At 71.7% G+C, this 14,865-nt stretch carries 13 protein-coding genes; 10 read left to right on the top strand and 3 right to left on the bottom strand.

The window, feature by feature from the left end:
* The first annotated feature begins 18 nt into the window (after positions 1 to 18).
* The 4 genes from OO52_RS50955 to OO52_RS23785 are packed head-to-tail and all read left to right on the top strand — an operon-like array spanning position 19 to position 6,799.
* Complete coding sequence (locus tag OO52_RS50955) at positions 19 to 1,746, top strand: RNase A-like domain-containing protein (protein ID WP_037670885.1); 1,728 nt, start codon at positions 19 to 21, stop codon at positions 1,744 to 1,746.
* Positions 1,747 to 1,749: 3 nt separating this feature from the next.
* Positions 1,750 to 2,034 carry a contact-dependent growth inhibition system immunity protein gene (locus tag OO52_RS50950; RefSeq protein ID WP_030646290.1) on the top strand — a complete coding sequence of 95 codons (285 nt, stop codon included), beginning with the start codon at positions 1,750 to 1,752 and terminating at the stop codon, positions 2,032 to 2,034.
* 55 nt (positions 2,035 to 2,089) lie between these two features.
* Positions 2,090 to 2,383 (top strand): WXG100 family type VII secretion target, encoded by a 294-nt coding sequence (locus tag OO52_RS23790; RefSeq protein WP_030646291.1) that lies wholly within the window; start codon positions 2,090 to 2,092, stop codon positions 2,381 to 2,383.
* Between the two features lie 36 nt (positions 2,384 to 2,419).
* Positions 2,420 to 6,799, top strand: coding sequence for an FtsK/SpoIIIE domain-containing protein (locus tag OO52_RS23785; RefSeq protein ID WP_234339714.1), 4,380 nt, complete (start codon positions 2,420 to 2,422; stop codon positions 6,797 to 6,799).
* Positions 6,800 to 6,890: 91 nt separating this feature from the next.
* Here OO52_RS23785 and OO52_RS23780 read toward each other — a convergent pair whose 3' ends face one another.
* Positions 6,891 to 7,559 carry a hypothetical protein gene (locus tag OO52_RS23780; protein WP_031028544.1) on the bottom strand — a complete coding sequence of 223 codons (669 nt, stop codon included), beginning with the start codon at positions 7,557 to 7,559 and terminating at the stop codon, positions 6,891 to 6,893.
* A 149-nt stretch (positions 7,560 to 7,708) separates the two neighbouring features.
* Here OO52_RS23780 and OO52_RS23775 point away from each other — a divergent pair, with 149 nt between their 5' ends.
* Positions 7,709 to 8,005 (top strand): hypothetical protein, encoded by a 297-nt coding sequence (locus tag OO52_RS23775; protein WP_030646298.1) that lies wholly within the window; start codon positions 7,709 to 7,711, stop codon positions 8,003 to 8,005.
* Between the two features lie 10 nt (positions 8,006 to 8,015).
* Positions 8,016 to 8,651: a hypothetical protein gene (locus OO52_RS23770; protein ID WP_030646300.1), complete on the top strand. Its 636-nt coding sequence runs from the start codon at positions 8,016 to 8,018 to the stop codon at positions 8,649 to 8,651.
* Positions 8,652 to 8,711: 60 nt separating this feature from the next.
* Here OO52_RS23770 and OO52_RS23765 read toward each other — a convergent pair whose 3' ends face one another.
* Entirely contained in the window at positions 8,712 to 8,984 is a 273-nt protein-coding gene (locus OO52_RS23765) for a hypothetical protein (protein ID WP_030646302.1), read from the bottom strand.
* Between the two features lie 535 nt (positions 8,985 to 9,519).
* Between OO52_RS23765 and OO52_RS23760 the strand changes: the two genes are divergently transcribed.
* Entirely contained in the window at positions 9,520 to 11,013 is a 1,494-nt protein-coding gene (locus tag OO52_RS23760) for a catalase (RefSeq protein WP_208618270.1), read from the top strand.
* Between the two features lie 145 nt (positions 11,014 to 11,158).
* Positions 11,159 to 11,545, top strand: a complete 387-nt coding sequence (locus tag OO52_RS23755; protein WP_030646306.1) for an ankyrin repeat domain-containing protein — start codon at positions 11,159 to 11,161, stop codon at positions 11,543 to 11,545.
* Positions 11,546 to 12,112: 567 nt separating this feature from the next.
* Here OO52_RS23755 and OO52_RS23750 read toward each other — a convergent pair.
* Entirely contained in the window at positions 12,113 to 13,084 is a 972-nt protein-coding gene (locus OO52_RS23750; RefSeq protein ID WP_037629360.1) for an Lrp/AsnC family transcriptional regulator, read from the bottom strand.
* A gap of 175 nt (positions 13,085 to 13,259) precedes the next feature.
* Here OO52_RS23750 and OO52_RS23745 point away from each other — a divergent pair, with 175 nt between their 5' ends.
* Together OO52_RS23745 and OO52_RS23740 are read left to right on the top strand one after the other, a co-directional pair.
* A complete protein-coding gene (locus OO52_RS23745; protein ID WP_030646310.1) occupies positions 13,260 to 13,850 on the top strand; it encodes an NADPH-dependent FMN reductase in 591 nt (196 codons plus the stop codon).
* Positions 13,851 to 13,882: 32 nt separating this feature from the next.
* Entirely contained in the window at positions 13,883 to 14,767 is an 885-nt protein-coding gene (locus OO52_RS23740) for an MBL fold metallo-hydrolase (protein WP_030646312.1), read from the top strand.
* Positions 14,768 to 14,865: the final 98 nt, after the last annotated feature.

Genomic DNA, 14,865 nt, shown 5'->3' with positions numbered 1-14,865 from the left:
CCACGGCGAGGTATGTACATGGCACGTCGGTATGCGAGTCCCGAGGACTTCCGGCTCGTCGGCATGGACTCGGACCCGACGCCGGGTGACCCGGACCTGATCCAGGGCGTCGTGCAGCGCTATCGGGACATAGGTGACGCCGCCGAGAAGGCCCTGAACGTGCTGAAGCGGGACGGCACGATCGCGCAGGGCCGGGGTTCGGCGATGGACCAGTTGAAGCAGAAGATCGGCGATGACCTTCCGGACAAGCTGACCAAGACGGCGACCTCGTACCACGACGCCGCCCAGGCCTACAGCGACTACGCGCCCCGGCTGCGCGAGGCGCAGGACACCTTCGACCGGGCCGTGGACCGGGCCCGCGCGGCCGCGCCCCAAGCCGGCCAAGCGCCGCAACAGCTGGGCGAGAACCCGACGGACGAGCAGAAGGCCGAGGCCCGCAGGACCCAGGACGCCATCGACGCGGGCAAGAGCGAGCTGAACGCGGCCAAGGGGCTGGCCGAGCAGGCGAAGGCGATGCGCCAGAGCGCGCAGCGGGCGTGCGCCGACGTACTGGACCGGGCGGCCAAGGAGGCCATTCCGGAGCGGAACGTCTTCCAGAAGATCGCGGACTTCTTCAAGGACTTCCCGTTCGTCCAGATCCTGCTGAGCCTGCTGGTCGCCGTGGTCTCCGTGTTCTTCCCGGTGGCCGGACTCCTGCTAGGCGGGGCGCTGTTCGTCCTCAGCCAGGTCTCCGCGATAGCCGACGGCGATTTCAGTCTCGGCGACTTCCTCACCGGCCTGCTCGGGTCCGTACCGGGCGGGGCGCTGCTGAAGGCGGGCGGCGCCGCGGTCAAGGCCGGGGCGGGTGCCGTGGCCAAGGCAGCGCCGGGTGTGAGCAAGACGGCGGGCGGCAGCATCAAGGGCATCAAGGCCTCCCTCGACAGCAGCAAGACCGTCGGCGCGGTGACGGGCAGCACCGGTGGCCGCGTCGTGGGGGAGGCGGCCAAGGAGTTCGGCAAGGAGGCCGGTTCCGAGGCGGCGAGCGAGGCGATCGACGGTCGGCCGCTGGACGCGGGCGCCATCCTCGGCGCCGGCGCGCTCGGCGCGGTCGGTGGCGGACTGCTCGGCGCGGCCATTCCCAAGAAGACGGCCGGTGCCTCGTCCGGCACGGCGACCCGTGCGCCGGGGGCGGGCGGCGGGGCCCGTGGCGGCGGCCGCAGGCCCGGCGGTGGTCGCGGCGGCGGTGCCGCGGCGGGCCCGCCGCCCATCCCCGTGAAGACGGCCTCCACCACGAGCGGCCCGCCCCGCACCACCACGACACCGGCGGTGGGCACCTCGGCGGCGACGACCGCGCCGGCCACGACGACGCCCGCCACCACGACGCCCGCCATCGCGCCGATCACGCTGGGCGCGCACGAGGCGCCGCCGGGAGGCCGGGGCGGTCACACCATCGCCCGCCACGTGGGCAAGACCCTCACGGACCTCAAGGCCCGTGGCATCCCCCTGGCGTCGACGTTCAACGACCTGGCCGCGGCCGAGCGGGCCACCAACGCGAACATCACCCACAACGCCGCCGCCGTCAGCGCGTTCATCGGCGGTGCCGGGCCGGCCCGCCTCGCCATCAGCGGCCCCATGAACGCGGCCGACGGGGTGGTGTTCAAGAGCGCCACCAACACGACCGTGCCACCGAGGACGGTCACTACCGTTCTCCAGCGAAGCAGGAACCCACCCGGGTTCACCGTCATCACCTCATTTCCGGGACCTTGAGATATGCACACCCAGATCACCTACCTGGCCAGTTCCTACTTCCACCAGGACTACGACCTGGAGGCGGACAGCCCGCTCGGGGTCGTCGAGCTGTTCCGGGAGTCGGAGGAGCCCGCGACGGCCCAGGCGCTGGCCGCCGAGATCACGACGCTGCTCGCGTCCCCGGACGCCACCGAGGACCGGCTCGCGGAGATCTGGCTCGACGAGGCGCAGGCCGCCTACGACCCACGCCGGGACGGCGTCTCCGTGCGGGACTGGCTGAGCCAGGTCGCCGGCGCGCTGTCCTGACCCACGGACCCCACGAAAACCACCACCAGGATCACTCAGCAGAAGGAGCACCACCATGCCCAGCTACAGCGTCAACTCCGACGAGACCAGCAGCACGTCCCAGGCCCTGCTCAACGACTTCGCGCAACTGCAGGACAAGCTCACCGAGGTCAAGGGAAAGATCTCCAACCTGCTCGCCAACGGCTACAGCACGCCCGCCGCACAGCAGAAGTTCTCGCCCTTCTTCGACGAGTTCGCCAAGGGCTTCGACCAGGTCAACCAGGGCCTGCAGGGGATCGGCCAGTACGTGCGGTCCGTCGGCGAGGCCTTCTCGCAGACCGACGACCAGCTCGGTTCGAACCTCGGCTGACCCGCGCGCACCCGACACCAGAGAGACGACGAAGCAGTGCGACTGACCGTCAGCGTCCGTGACGCCCAGGCACCGGGTACGTCCACCACGGTCGCCGTCGACACCGAACCCTCCGCACCGGTGGGCCGGTTCGCGGCCGAGCTGGCACGTGCCGTGGGCGGGCCGGCGTCCGCGGAGCCGGTGCTGTACCTCGGCTCCGAGCCCGTCGACCCGCGGCTGTCGATCCAGGCGGCCGGGGTGCGCGACGGCATGGACCTCGGGCTCGGCGGCCCCCTGCCGAGCCGGGCCGAGCCCGAGGGCCGTACCGAGGTCCGGGTGGTGTCGGGACCGGGCGCGGGGACGGTCTACCGCCTCGTGCCCGGTGACTACGACATCGGCAGCGCACCGGCCTGCCGCGTCCGGCTGGCCGGATCCGCGCCCGCGCTCGCCGCCCGGGTCCGGGTCCGGGTCGACGGGAGCGCCGAACTGCCGGTGACGGGCACGGCGCTGCTGGACGGCAGGAGCGCCGAAAGCGGCTCCCCGTGGCGGGCGGGCAGCCTGCTCGCCGTCGGCGACATCCTGCTGGAGCTGACCGCGCGCCGGACGAACCGGGCGCCGCTGACCCCGGCGCAGGACGGCCTGGGCCTGGAGTTCAACCGGCCGCCGCGGTTCCTGCCACCGGCCGCGGGCGCCCGGTTCCGGCTGCCCGCACCGCCGGTCAAGCCGGACAAGCGGCCGATCCCCCTGCTGCCGATCCTGCTGCTGCCCGCGGCGAGCGCCGTCGTCACCATCCTCGTCACCCACCGCTGGTCCTTCGTCTTCATCGCCCTGCTCTCGCCGGTCGCCGCGCTGGTCACCCAGTTCGGCAGCCGCAAGCAGGCCATGGTCAAGTACCTGGAGAAGAAGGAGGAGTACGAGCAGACCCTGGCCCGGGTGCACGCCGACATCGACGCCGCGGTCCTGGAGGAACAGCACAACCTGCGGCTGTCCCTGCCGGACCCGGCCGCCCTCCTGCAGATGGCGGTCCAGCCCTCCGACCGGCTGTGGGAGCGCCGCTGGCAGGACCCCGACTTCCTGTCGGTGCGCGTCGGCACCACCGACCTGCCCTCCTCGCTGGGCGTGGACGACCCCACCCAGGACGAACACCGGCGCACCACCGTGCCGACGCTGAACCAGGTGCCCGTCGCCCTGCCCCTGCGCGAGGCCGGGGTCGCCGGCGTGGCCGGACCGGGCGCGGCCGAACTGGCGGGCTGGCTCACCGCCCAGGCCGCCGCCCTGCACAGCCCGGCCGATCTGCGGATCGTCGTGCTCGCCGGGCCGGACGGCGAACGCCCCTGGTCCTGGACGCGCTGGCTGCCCCACGTCCAGCCACAGGGCGAGGACACCTACGCGCTGGTGGGCAGCACGGCGGAGTCACTGGCCCGGCGCATCGGCGAACTCGGCCAGACCGTCGCGGCCCGCGCCGCCGCCGGACCCGACCTCGGCCGGGGCGGCGCGAACGGCTACCCCGACATCCTCGTCGTCCTCGACCAGGCCCGCCGGGCGCGATCGCTGCCCGGGGTGATCGGCCTGCTGCGCGACGGACCGGCGGTGGGAGTGCACACCCTCTGCGTCGACCGGGAGGAGCGGCTGCTGCCGGAGGAGTGCGGCGCCGTCGTCGTCACCGAGGGCGCCGTCGCCACGGTCCGAGCGGGCCGCGGCGCGACGGTGGAACAGGTGCGCGTCGACTCGCCGGAGCGCGCCTGGTACGAGCACTTCGCGCGCGCCCTCGCCCCACTGCGGGGCGTCGGCGACAGCGACGAAAGCGCGCTGCCCGGCTCCGTGCGCCTGCTGGACCTGCTGCGGATCGAGCCGCCCACCGCCGAGGCGCTGGCGGCCGGCTGGGCACTGGGCGGCCGCAGCACCCGGGCCGTCCTCGGGGTCGGCTACGACGGCGAGTTCGCCGTCGACCTGGTACGCGACGGCCCGCACGCGCTCATCGCCGGGACCACCGGTTCCGGCAAGTCCGAGCTGCTGCAAACCCTCGTCGCCACCCTCGCCGTGGTCAACCGGCCCGACGAGATGACGTTCGTGCTGATCGACTACAAGGGCGGCAGCGCCTTCGCCGAGTGCGCCGCACTGCCGCACACCGTGGGCCTGGTCACCGACCTCGACACCCACCTCGTGGAACGCGCCCTGGTCTCCCTGGGCGCCGAACTGCGCCGCCGGGAGACGCAGCTCGCCCAGGCCGGCGCCAAGGACCTGGAGGACTACCTCGACAAGCGCTCGCGCGGCGGTGACGTACTGCCGCCGCTGCCCCGGCTGCTGCTGGTCGTGGACGAGTTCGCGTCCATGGTGCGGGAACTGCCCGACTTCATCTCCGGCCTGGTCAACATCGCCCAGCGCGGCCGGTCGCTCGGCATCCACATGGTGCTGGCGACCCAGCGCCCCGGCGGAGCGGTCACCCCGGACATCCGGGCCAACACCAACCTGCGCATCGCGCTGCGCACCACCGACACCACCGAGAGCCGGGACATCATCGACGCCCCCGACTCCGGCGAGATCTCCCCGGCCAACCCCGGCCGCGCCTACGCCCGGCTGGGTCCGTCGGCGCTGCTGCCGTTCCAGTCCGGCCGGGTCGGCGGCCGGCGCCCGGGCGGCGAGGCCGCCGAGGGCATGGAGACACCGGTCACGGCTCATACGGTGTCGTGGCCGCAGCTCGGCGGCCCGCTGCCCGCCGACCGCTCGCGCGCCGCCTCGGGCCTGTCGGGCCTGGAGGCCGTCACCGACCTCGCCGTCCTGGTGGAGGCGCTGGCCGGGGCGGCGCGGTTCGCCGGGGTGCCGCCGCAGCCCAGCCCCTGGCTGCCGCCACTGCCCGACCTGCTCACCTGGACGCCGTCGCCCGCCCCCGAGCCCACCGCCGAGCGGCCGGCCGCACTGCCCGCGGTGGCGTACGGCATGGTCGACCTGCCCGCCACGCAGAGCCGCGAGCCGCTGGTCCTCGACCTCGACCGGACCGGCCATCTGCACGTCATCGGCTCACCACGCAGCGGACGTTCCCAGACCCTGCGCACCGTGGCCGCGGCGCTGGCCCAGGCACACGGCGCCGACGACGTGCACCTCTACGGCATCGACTGCGGAAACGGCGCTTTGAACGCGCTGACCGCGCTGCCTCACTGCGGCGCGGTCGTCGACCGCAACCAGACCGAGCGCCTGGGCCGCCTGCTGGACCGGCTGAACACCGAACTCACCGCCCGCCAGGCGGTCCTGGGCGCCCGGGGCACCGCCGACCTGACCGAGTTGCGCGCGGCGCAGGCCCCGGGCGAGCGGCTCGCCCACATCGTCCTCATGGTCGACCGGTTCGAGGTCTTCGAACGCGAATTCACCTCGTTCGACAACGGCAGCTACATGGAGCGCATGCTCCGCCTGCTGCGCGACGGCGCGGGCGCCGGCATCCACGTCGTCCTCGCCGGCGACCGGGTCCTCGCCGGCAGCCGGTTCTCCGGCACGACGGAGGAGAAGATCGTCCTTCGGCTCAACGACCGCCAGGACTACTCCAGCGTCGGCATCCCCACCAGGTCCGCCCCGAGCGACCCGGCACCGGGACGCGGCATCCGCACCCAGGACCTGAGCGAGGCGCAGATCGCGGTCCTCGGCGAGGATCTCGCGGGCACTGCGCAGGCCGAGATCCTGGTCGGGCTCGGCCGAGAGCTGACGGAGCGAGAGTCGGCGGTCCCCGCCGGCCGCCGGCCGATCCGGCTGGACGTGCTGCCGGACCGGATCGGCTACGACGACGCCCTCGCCCTGCACACCCACGGCGGGCCGATGCGCCCGCTGGTGGCCGTCGGCGGCGACACCCTGACATCCCTGGGACCCGACCTGACGGACGTGCCCACCTTCGTCATCGCCGGGCCGCCGCGCACCGGCCGCAGCACCGCCCTGCTCACCGCGGCCCACTCCCTGCTGGCCGCCGGCACCGGTCTGATCGTGCTGGCGCCGCGCCGCTCGCCCCTGCGCACGCTGCGGGACCGGCCCGGGGTGGCCGCCGTCATCACCGACGCGGAGGTGACGGTCAACGAGTTCCGGGAGGCGCTGGGCAACATCCCGGAGGAGCACGGGGTGATCGTCGTGGACGACGCCGAACTGTTCATGGGCGCCGAGATCGACTCCGACCTGGCCCTGCTCGCCCGGGGCGGCGCCGGGACCGGCTGGGGCCTGCTGGCGGCCGGCAACGCCGAGTCGCTGTCGCTGAGCCTGGCGGGCTGGATGGGACAGGTCAAGCGCAACCGCACCGGCATGCTGCTCTCCCCGCAGGGACTCGCCGACGGCGAGGTCATCGGGGTCAAGCTGACCCGGGGCGTCGTGGGGCAGGCACCCCGGCCCGGCCGGGGCCTGCTGCACCTGGGCGACGGCACGCTCCGCACCGTGCAGGTGCCGTTCACCGACCCGGAGCCGTGAGGCGACCCGCCGGGAGCCGCCTCTCACGTGGTCTTGGGCCGCCGGGGGACACGACGGCGCGCGAGTCCTCCCGGGGGCCTCCGGCCGCCCGCTACTGCGTGACCTTGTCCCCGGCCGGACCGACGGCGAACCACTTGCCGTCGACACCCTGGCCGTTCAGGTCGCCCGGACCGCTGTCGCCCGAGAAGCGGTAGACGGGCCGGCCGCCCACGGTCACCTGGATCTGCCCGTCCGTCCGGCGGATCGCGCCGACGGCCTTCGGGTCCACGCCCGCCAGATACACGTTGCCGCCCTCCTGAATGGTCACCGGCGGCCACTTCTGGGCGCAGGTGCCCTCACAGGCGGATCGCGAGGGGTCGGCGCCGTCGTCGTCGAAGCGGTACAGCGCCGCCTGGTTGATGTTGATCAGGTGCGGCCCCGACAGCTGTGGCGACGTCACCGCCGACAGCTGCACCCACTTGGGCGGCGCCTCCTGCGGGGCGGTGCCGACGACCGTGCCGCCGTTCCCGGTCAGACCGGCCTGCCGCGCGGTGGAGTCGACCACCTGGAGCGCCGCGTTGCCGGCGCTCTGCGGGGGACTCGTGGCCGGGGCGGAGGGCGCCGAGGACGGGGTCGGCTCGCTGCCGCCGATCTGGATCGTCTTGCCGCAGGCGGACAGACCGCTCACCGCACCCAGGACGAGGGCCGAGGCGACCGCGGCACGACGCAGACGACGGGACGCGGCGGCGCCGGGCCGCGCGGTAAAGGAGAAGGACCTCATGCCTGCAACACGAGCGAGGCAACCGGAAGAGTTCATCCCGGACATCCCCGTATGGGGTTTTTGCCGCAACGATGTGAACGATTCACCGGGCGGCGTACGTGTGCCATGTGGAGGTTTGTTCACACCGCTTGGCAAATGAGGGGACCGGGATGGCTTCGGACGTCAACATACCCGGCAGCGAACTCCAGGAAGCCCAGGACATGCTGGGCTTCGTGCACGACTACATCGACATCGGACACCACACCTTCGACTTCGACGCGGCGTTCGGCCCCGAACTGTCGCACGGCTCCGCCCAGAACTTCGAGAAGCGCTGGACGGACGGCAAGCACCAGCTCCAGAAGCAGGTGCAGGGGGTCAGGGACGCCATCGGCAACATCCTCAGTTCCTTCGAGAAGACCGACCAGGACGCCGCGTCGAACCTCGACGACGGCTCCGGCGCGAGGTGAGCAGGCCGCGATGAGCACCGCACGACACTTTCTGCTGGACATCCCCGACCTGTGGGACCAGGCCGACCTCAGCGGTGAGGAACTCGCCCGGACCCGGGCGAGGGCCCTGGCGGCGACCGACGTCCCGCGCGAGCGGGCCCGGATCAACGACATGTTCCGCCAGGGCCGGGACGTGACCCGGGCGGCCCGCAGGCACGGAGCCCTGCTGGCCGCGGGCACCGCCACGCTCTACGCCGACGGCCTCTTCATGGCGTACGGCATGGTGTTCGCCGTCACCACTCCCGAGGGCCAGGAGCTGACGCTGCCGGTGCTCTCCGCGCAGCTCGGCGTCTCGACGGCGACGGGTGTCGCCCCCAAGGACCGGGTCATCACCTCGGTCGACCTCCCCCACGCGGGGAAGGCCGCCCGGGTCACCGGCACCGAGACCACCCGGCTGACCGGTGACATCGACGTGAGACTGCTGACGATGCACACCATGGTGCCCGTGCCGGGCACCGCGGACGACTTCCTCGTGGTCACCCTCGCCAGCCCCAACCTGCCGCTCAAGGAAGAGGTGTACGACCTCTTCGACGCCATCACGAGCACCTTCCGCTTCGTCGCGGCGGACGGCCGGCAGGCCGTGGCAGCCGGACCCGCGGCCGGCTGAGCGGTGGCGGCTGTCCGGCTCGGACCGCACGCCGCCGGACGCAACGGGTGTGGCGCCTCGTCAGACCGTGGGGACCCCGCCGGCGTTCCGCACCTCGGACAGCGCCTTCTTGATGGTGACCTTCGCGAAGTAGCCGGCACCGAAGAAGATGCACTGGACGACGTACCAGAACTTCTCGGCCCCGGTCATCTCGACCAGCCCGTACTCGCTCAACGCCTTCTTGACCGGGACCTTCTGGAAGTAGGCGGCACCGAAATATATGCAACCCAGGACGTACCAGAACTTCTCCCAGGAGGTGTTGGTGCCCTGACCGAGGTACTGCCGTTCCGCCATGACGTTCTCTGCCTTCCGATGACCGTGGGATCCGGGAAATGTGCCGATCCGGACCCTTTCGGGCTGTCTCGGGCCGCAGCCGCGAACAGGCGCGGACGCCTGGCGGTATGCGGAACCACGAGTCGAGACGGCGTGGCGATGCACACTTGTCACGCTGCTGGTCGTCGAGACGTCCAGCCACCCCCCGGATGTGCAAGCCGCAGCATAGGGCAAGAGACCCTGATCGTCACCTCCGGGGCGCCGGAGCCAGGGAGCGCCATCGGGCTTCGTTTTCCGGGGGGAGACCACTGGCTACGTCGGGGAGACCACCGGCTTACGTCGGGAGGACCACCGGCCTCCGCCGGGGGCACCGCCGGCTGATTCCGCCTGGACCGCCGATACCGGCTGAGCGGCGAGGGCACACCCCGCCGCACTCGGAAACACGTATGTCGGTAGTTCACGCTTGACGTGGATATGTTCCACCATAGGATGTGTGTCGGTGCAAGCTGCGGGGGGCTCGCGCGGGCTCGTCCGGCCTGACGCCACGCGTTGACACATGTGTGGACCACTCAGCGAGGAGCGAGCTGTGCCCGAGAACAATCAGAAGCCGTTGACCACGGCTGCCGGTGCACCGGTACCCGACAACCAGAACTCCCTGACGTCCGGTCCGCGTGGCCCGATGCTCCTGCAGGACGTGTGGTTCCTGGAGAAGCTCGCTCACTTCGACCGCGAGGTCATTCCGGAGCGTCGTATGCACGCCAAGGGCTCCGGCGCCTTCGGGACCTTCACGGTGACCCACGACATCACGCGGTACACGAGCGCGAAGATCTTCTCCGAGGTCGGCAAGAAGACCGAGCTGTTCGCCCGCTTCTCCACCGTCGCGGGCGAGCGCGGCGCGGCCGACGCCGAGCGCGACATCCGCGGTTTCGCCCTGAAGTTCTACACGGACGAAGGCAACTGGGACCTGGTCGGGAACAACACCCCGGTGTTCTTCTTCCGCGACCCGCTGAAGTTCCCCGACCTCAACCACGCGGTGAAGCGCGACCCACGCACCAACCTCCGCGACCCCGAGAACAACTGGGACTTCTGGACGAATCTCCCGGAATCCCTGCACCAGGTCACGATCGTGATGTCCGACCGGGGCATCCCCGCCTCGTACCGGCACATGCACGGCTTCGGCTCCCACACCTACAGTCTGGTCAATGCCGAGGGCGAACGGTTCTGGGTCAAGTTCCACCACCGCACCCAGCAGGGCATCAAGAACCTCACCGACGCCGAGGCCCAGGCCCTCATCGGCAAGGACCGCGAGTCGCACCAGCGTGACCTCTTCGAAGCGATCGAGAACGGCGACTTCCCGAAGTGGAAGCTGTTCATCCAGGTCATGCCGGAGGCCGACGCGCAGAGCTACCGTTTCCACCCCTTCGACCTCACCAAGGTCTGGTCGAAGAAGGACTACCCGCTGATCGAGGTCGGCGAGTGGGAACTCAACCGCAACCCCGACAACTACTTCGCGGACGTCGAGCAGGCCGCCTTCACCCCGGCGAACGTGGTTCCGGGCATCGGCTTCTCGCCCGACAGGATGCTGCAGGGCCGTCTCTTCTCCTACGGTGACGCCCAGCGCTACCGCCTCGGTGTGAACCACCACCAGATCCCCGTCAACGCCCCGAAGAACCCGGTGAACTCCTACCACCGCGACGGCGGCATGCGCGTCGACGGCAACCAGGGAGCGACGCCGGGCATCGAGCCCAACTCCTACGGACGCTGGCAGGAACAGCCCGCCTACCGGGAACCGAGCCAGGCCGTGGGCGCCGTCGCCGACCGGTTCGACTTCCGCGCGGACGACGACAACTACTTCGAGCAGCCCGGCGACCTGTTCCGCCTGATGAGCCCCGAGCAGCGGCAAGCCCTCTTCGAGAACACGGCCCGCGCGATCGACGGCGCGTCCCCGCGGACCGTCGAACGGCACATCGCCAACTGCACCCGGGCCGACCCGGCCTACGGCGAAGGCGTCCGCAAGGCCATCGAGGCCCTGGCCGCCGGCGACCTCTGACCCCTACGCCCCGCGACAGCACCCGCGAGGCGCCCCACCCGGTCCGGCGCGAGCGCAGGACACGCTCACGCCGGGCCCGCACACCCCCGACCGCGCACGGACATGAGCGGAACCGCTGTGACCGCACGATCCGGAGGAGGGACACATGACCGGCGGTGGACTGACCCCTGAGCAGACACGACGCGTCCTGGCCGTCGCCGTGGACCTGGCCCGGGAGGGCAGCACCGGACCATTGGTGGAATTCGTGGAGCACGGGCTCCCGGTGGACGCCTGCGACGCCGCCGGCAACACGCTTCTGATGCTCGCCGCCTATCACGGCCACGCCGCCACCGTACAGGCCCTGATCGCGCTCGGCGCCGACCCGGACCTGCGCAACGCCCGCGACCAGTCGCCCCTCGCCGGTGCCCTGTTCAAGGGCGCGGACGACGTCGTGGTGGTACTGCGGCAGGCCGGCGCGGACCTGGACTCCGGCACGCCGACGCCGCGGGCGGCCGCCGCCATGTTCGGCCGCGCCCACCTGCTGGCGAACTGATCCGCGAACCCCCACTGCCCGGCTTCGGAACCCACCGGTATCGGCGTCCACCGCCCCGGTGGGTCACACCACCGGGGCGGGGAGCCGAAGCGCAGCGACAGCCGGGCAGCGCGTCACAGGCTGACCGCCCGGTAGCTCAGCATCGCCCAGGGCAGGTTCTGCTGGGCCAGCGAGCCGGTGCCCCACGGATACCGGGCGGTGCAGTCGGGTCCGGAGTAGAGCAGCACGGCCGCGGAGTCGGAAAAAGTTCAACCATGCAGGCGAAAAGAGCGGAACTGGCCACACCGCCACATGACGTGCCGAGGAGTCGACGTGTGCCAGGAACCGGCGCAGGTGCGCACGTGCGCTGTCCGCACGCCCTGTCAAGTGGCTCGACACACCGTCTCCCGTGTCCGCCGGAGAGGGGTCCCGACCGACGTACTGGACCGTGGCGAGCATCGGCGGCGGACTTGGCCGTCGTCCGCGACGGGCAGGCGGGGGAGCCGACGGCGTCCTGGGTCCTCGACTGGGCATCGGCGACCTGGGCTTCACAGGCCCGGCATCACACCCGGCCGTCGCACCAGTCGATCAGAAACCCGGTCGGGTCAGGCCGGTGCGTTTGACCGTGGCCAGGACCGGTGTGGTGTCGACGGAGGTGATCTGCGTCATGGCTCCTACGGTGTCGGTGAGGAAGCGGTAGAGCGCGTCCAGGTCGGTGGTGGTGACCATGACCAGGAGGTTGGCGGGTCCGGTGGTCGCGGCGGTGAAGCGCACGGCAGGTTCGCGGCTGAGCCGCTCGCCGGCGGCCTGGAGAGCGCTGGGCTCGACGGACAGCCACAGTTGGGCCTTGGTGCGCAGTCCGAGCAGGGCCAGGTCGGTCTCGGTGACCAGCCGGACCGTGCCGTCGTGCAGCAGTGCTTCCAGGCGGCGCCGGGCGGTGCGCGGTGTGGTGCCGGTCCGCTCGGCGAGCGTGGCGTAGTCGGCGCGGGCGTTCTCGGTCAGGGCCTGGATCAGTGCCAGGTCCGCGGCGGGCAGCGGGGCCGCCGGCGGGGAGCTCAGCGGGAACGGCCGTACTCCGAGGCGCGCGGCCTCCTCGTCGTCCAGCAGCCGGGCGCCCCAGTTGAGGGAGGCGGGGAAGACCCGCAGCAGGGTGTGGGAGGTCCAGCCGTGGACGGCGTCGGTGGCCGGCAGGTCGCGCAGCAGGAGGCGGTTGCGTGCCTCGGCCCCGTCCAGGAACAGGATGGTGCTGATCTCGTCGCCGCCGCCGAGGATGTCGACCCACAGGGTGTCGGCGCGGCGTGCCAGGGTAGAGGCGACCGTTCGGATGCGCTCAGGACGGCAGCGGATGCGCAGGGCGATGGGCACCAGGTGGGGGAAGCGGATCGGATTGCGCTCCACGGTGGCACGCAGCGTGCCGTCGGCGTACAGCGGACCGACCCGGCGCACCACGGTGCGTTCGGACAGTCCCAGGCATGTGGCGACGGCCCGCCAGGAGGCGCGTGGTGAAGCGATCAGCGCGGCGGCGATCCGCTGATCCGTCTCATCAAGACTCTGGCGCACAATCAGCACTTTAGACTGTTCTCCTGGCGCACAATGGGGTTTTCGGAAGCCGTTTCTGGCGTGGTATCGCCCGGCTGATGAGGATGGATCACGTGGAGGCCGACGGGCCCGCACACCACCCACCACCCGTCCACGGCGGCACACCCGGGACGGTCCGAACCGCGAAGGAAACCCCGTGACACCCCTCAACGTCCTCGCCCTGTCGGGGAGCCTGCGCCGCAGCTCCCTGAACACCACCCTGCTGCGGGAGGCCGAACGTCTGTGCCCGCAGCACCGCTTCGACCACTACGACGGGCTCGGCCGTCTGCCTCACTTCAACGAGGACCAGGAACACCCGGCGCCGTCCGAGGTCATCGATCTGCGCCGGCGTGTCCGGGAGGCGGACGCGGTACTGATCGCCTCACCCGAATACAACGCCTCGGTGCCCGGAGCGCTGAAGAACGCCCTCGACTGGCTGTCCCGCCCGGCCGGTGAGGACGGCCCGGCGCTCGCGCTGAAGCCGGTCGCCGTCATCGGGGCCTCTCCCGGTCCTTTCGGCACCGTCCGGGCCCAGCTGGCCCTGCGCCAGGTGCTGCACAAGATGAACGCCCACGTCGTGCAGCAGCCCGAGTTCCTCCTGTTCCAGGCGCACCAGCAGCTCGGGGACGACGGCCGCCTCCCGGACGGCTCACCGGCCCAGCAGCTGCTGTGCGCGGTGCTCGACGCCCTCGCTCGACTCGCCACCCGCGAGCGGCGGCAGGCCCCGACGGGCGCAGCCGTCCGCTGACCGTGGTGACCCGCGAAAGGAGGGGAAACGAGATGCACATCGGAACGCTGAACCGGCAGTCCGCCGTCCGGTCGCTCGTGTTGGGTGACGTACGTCTGACGTATGTCGTGGACGGTGCGATGGCCATGCTGCCGTCGGGCTTCTTCCCGGGTTTCGCCATGGACTACTGGGACGACCAAGCGGAGCTGCTCGACGAGAAGGGCCGGGTGGCCATGTCGGCGGGCGGGCTGCTGGTCGAACGCGACGGCCGCCGCCTGCTGATCGATGCCGGGATGGGGCCTGTGCGCGGGCCGGTCCACGTCTCCGGCGAACTGGTCGGCCACAGCGACTGCGGTGCGCTGCCCCAGGTGCTCGCCGCGCTGGGGCACAGGCCCGAGGACATCGGGACGGTGGCCTTCACCCACCTGCACGTCGATCACACCGGCTGGGCGTTCACACCGGAGAAGACCTTCCCGAAGGCCCGTTACCTCGTCGCCGCCCAGGAGTGGGCCCCGCACAGCTGTGGCACGACCGTGCCGGGCGCCCCGGCAGCGGACGTCCTCGCACTCATGGGCGCGGCGCACACTCCCGTCGACGACGGCGAGGAGGTCTTTCCCGGGGTGCGCGCACTGGCCACTCCGGGCCATTCCCCGGGACACACCTCGTACGTCATATCCGCCGGGAGCGAGCGGCTGATCGTACTCGGGGACGTGTTCCACACGCCGGCGCAGCTGGCGCACCCCGAGTGGCCCTCGCGGCCGGACGCGGACCAGGGCGGGGTGGTGGCCGCACGGAAGCGCCTCGCGGCGGAACTCGGGCGGCCGGGAACACTCGGCTTCGCGTTCCACTTCGGCGACCAGGCGTTCGGGCACCTGACCGGCACGGACTGGACGCCGGTCCCCGCCCGGGCACTCCTCCCGACGCCGAGGACGGTCTGACCGTCATCACCGTCTTGACTGGTGATGCGTAGCCCTGCCACGACTGCGTCACCGCCTCAACCGGTGACACGGCGGGTGTCCGGCCGGAGGTGTCCGCA

This window comes from Streptomyces flaveolus (assembly GCF_000716535.1).
Lineage (GTDB): Bacteria > Actinomycetota > Actinomycetes > Streptomycetales > Streptomycetaceae > Streptomyces > Streptomyces flaveolus_A.
This window is presented reverse-complemented; position numbering and strand designations above follow the sequence as displayed.

Excerpts from the sequence above, each read along its gene's own strand:
- OO52_RS23760 (WP_208618270.1), top strand. The coding sequence starts at position 9,520 with ATGTGTGGACCACTCAGCGAGGAGCGAGCTGTGCCCGAGAACAATCAG.
- OO52_RS23770 (WP_030646300.1), top strand. The coding sequence starts at position 8,016 with ATGAGCACCGCACGACACTTTCTGCTGGACATCCCCGACCTGTGGGAC.
- OO52_RS23780 (WP_031028544.1), bottom strand. The coding sequence starts at position 7,559 with ATGAGGTCCTTCTCCTTTACCGCGCGGCCCGGCGCCGCCGCGTCCCGT.
- OO52_RS23755 (WP_030646306.1), top strand. The coding sequence starts at position 11,159 with ATGACCGGCGGTGGACTGACCCCTGAGCAGACACGACGCGTCCTGGCC.
- OO52_RS23775 (WP_030646298.1), top strand. The coding sequence starts at position 7,709 with ATGGCTTCGGACGTCAACATACCCGGCAGCGAACTCCAGGAAGCCCAG.
- OO52_RS50955 (WP_037670885.1), top strand. The coding sequence starts at position 19 with ATGGCACGTCGGTATGCGAGTCCCGAGGACTTCCGGCTCGTCGGCATG.
- OO52_RS50950 (WP_030646290.1), top strand. The coding sequence starts at position 1,750 with ATGCACACCCAGATCACCTACCTGGCCAGTTCCTACTTCCACCAGGAC.
- OO52_RS23790 (WP_030646291.1), top strand. The coding sequence starts at position 2,090 with ATGCCCAGCTACAGCGTCAACTCCGACGAGACCAGCAGCACGTCCCAG.
- OO52_RS23740 (WP_030646312.1), top strand. The coding sequence starts at position 13,883 with ATGCACATCGGAACGCTGAACCGGCAGTCCGCCGTCCGGTCGCTCGTG.
- OO52_RS23765 (WP_030646302.1), bottom strand. The coding sequence starts at position 8,984 with ATGGCGGAACGGCAGTACCTCGGTCAGGGCACCAACACCTCCTGGGAG.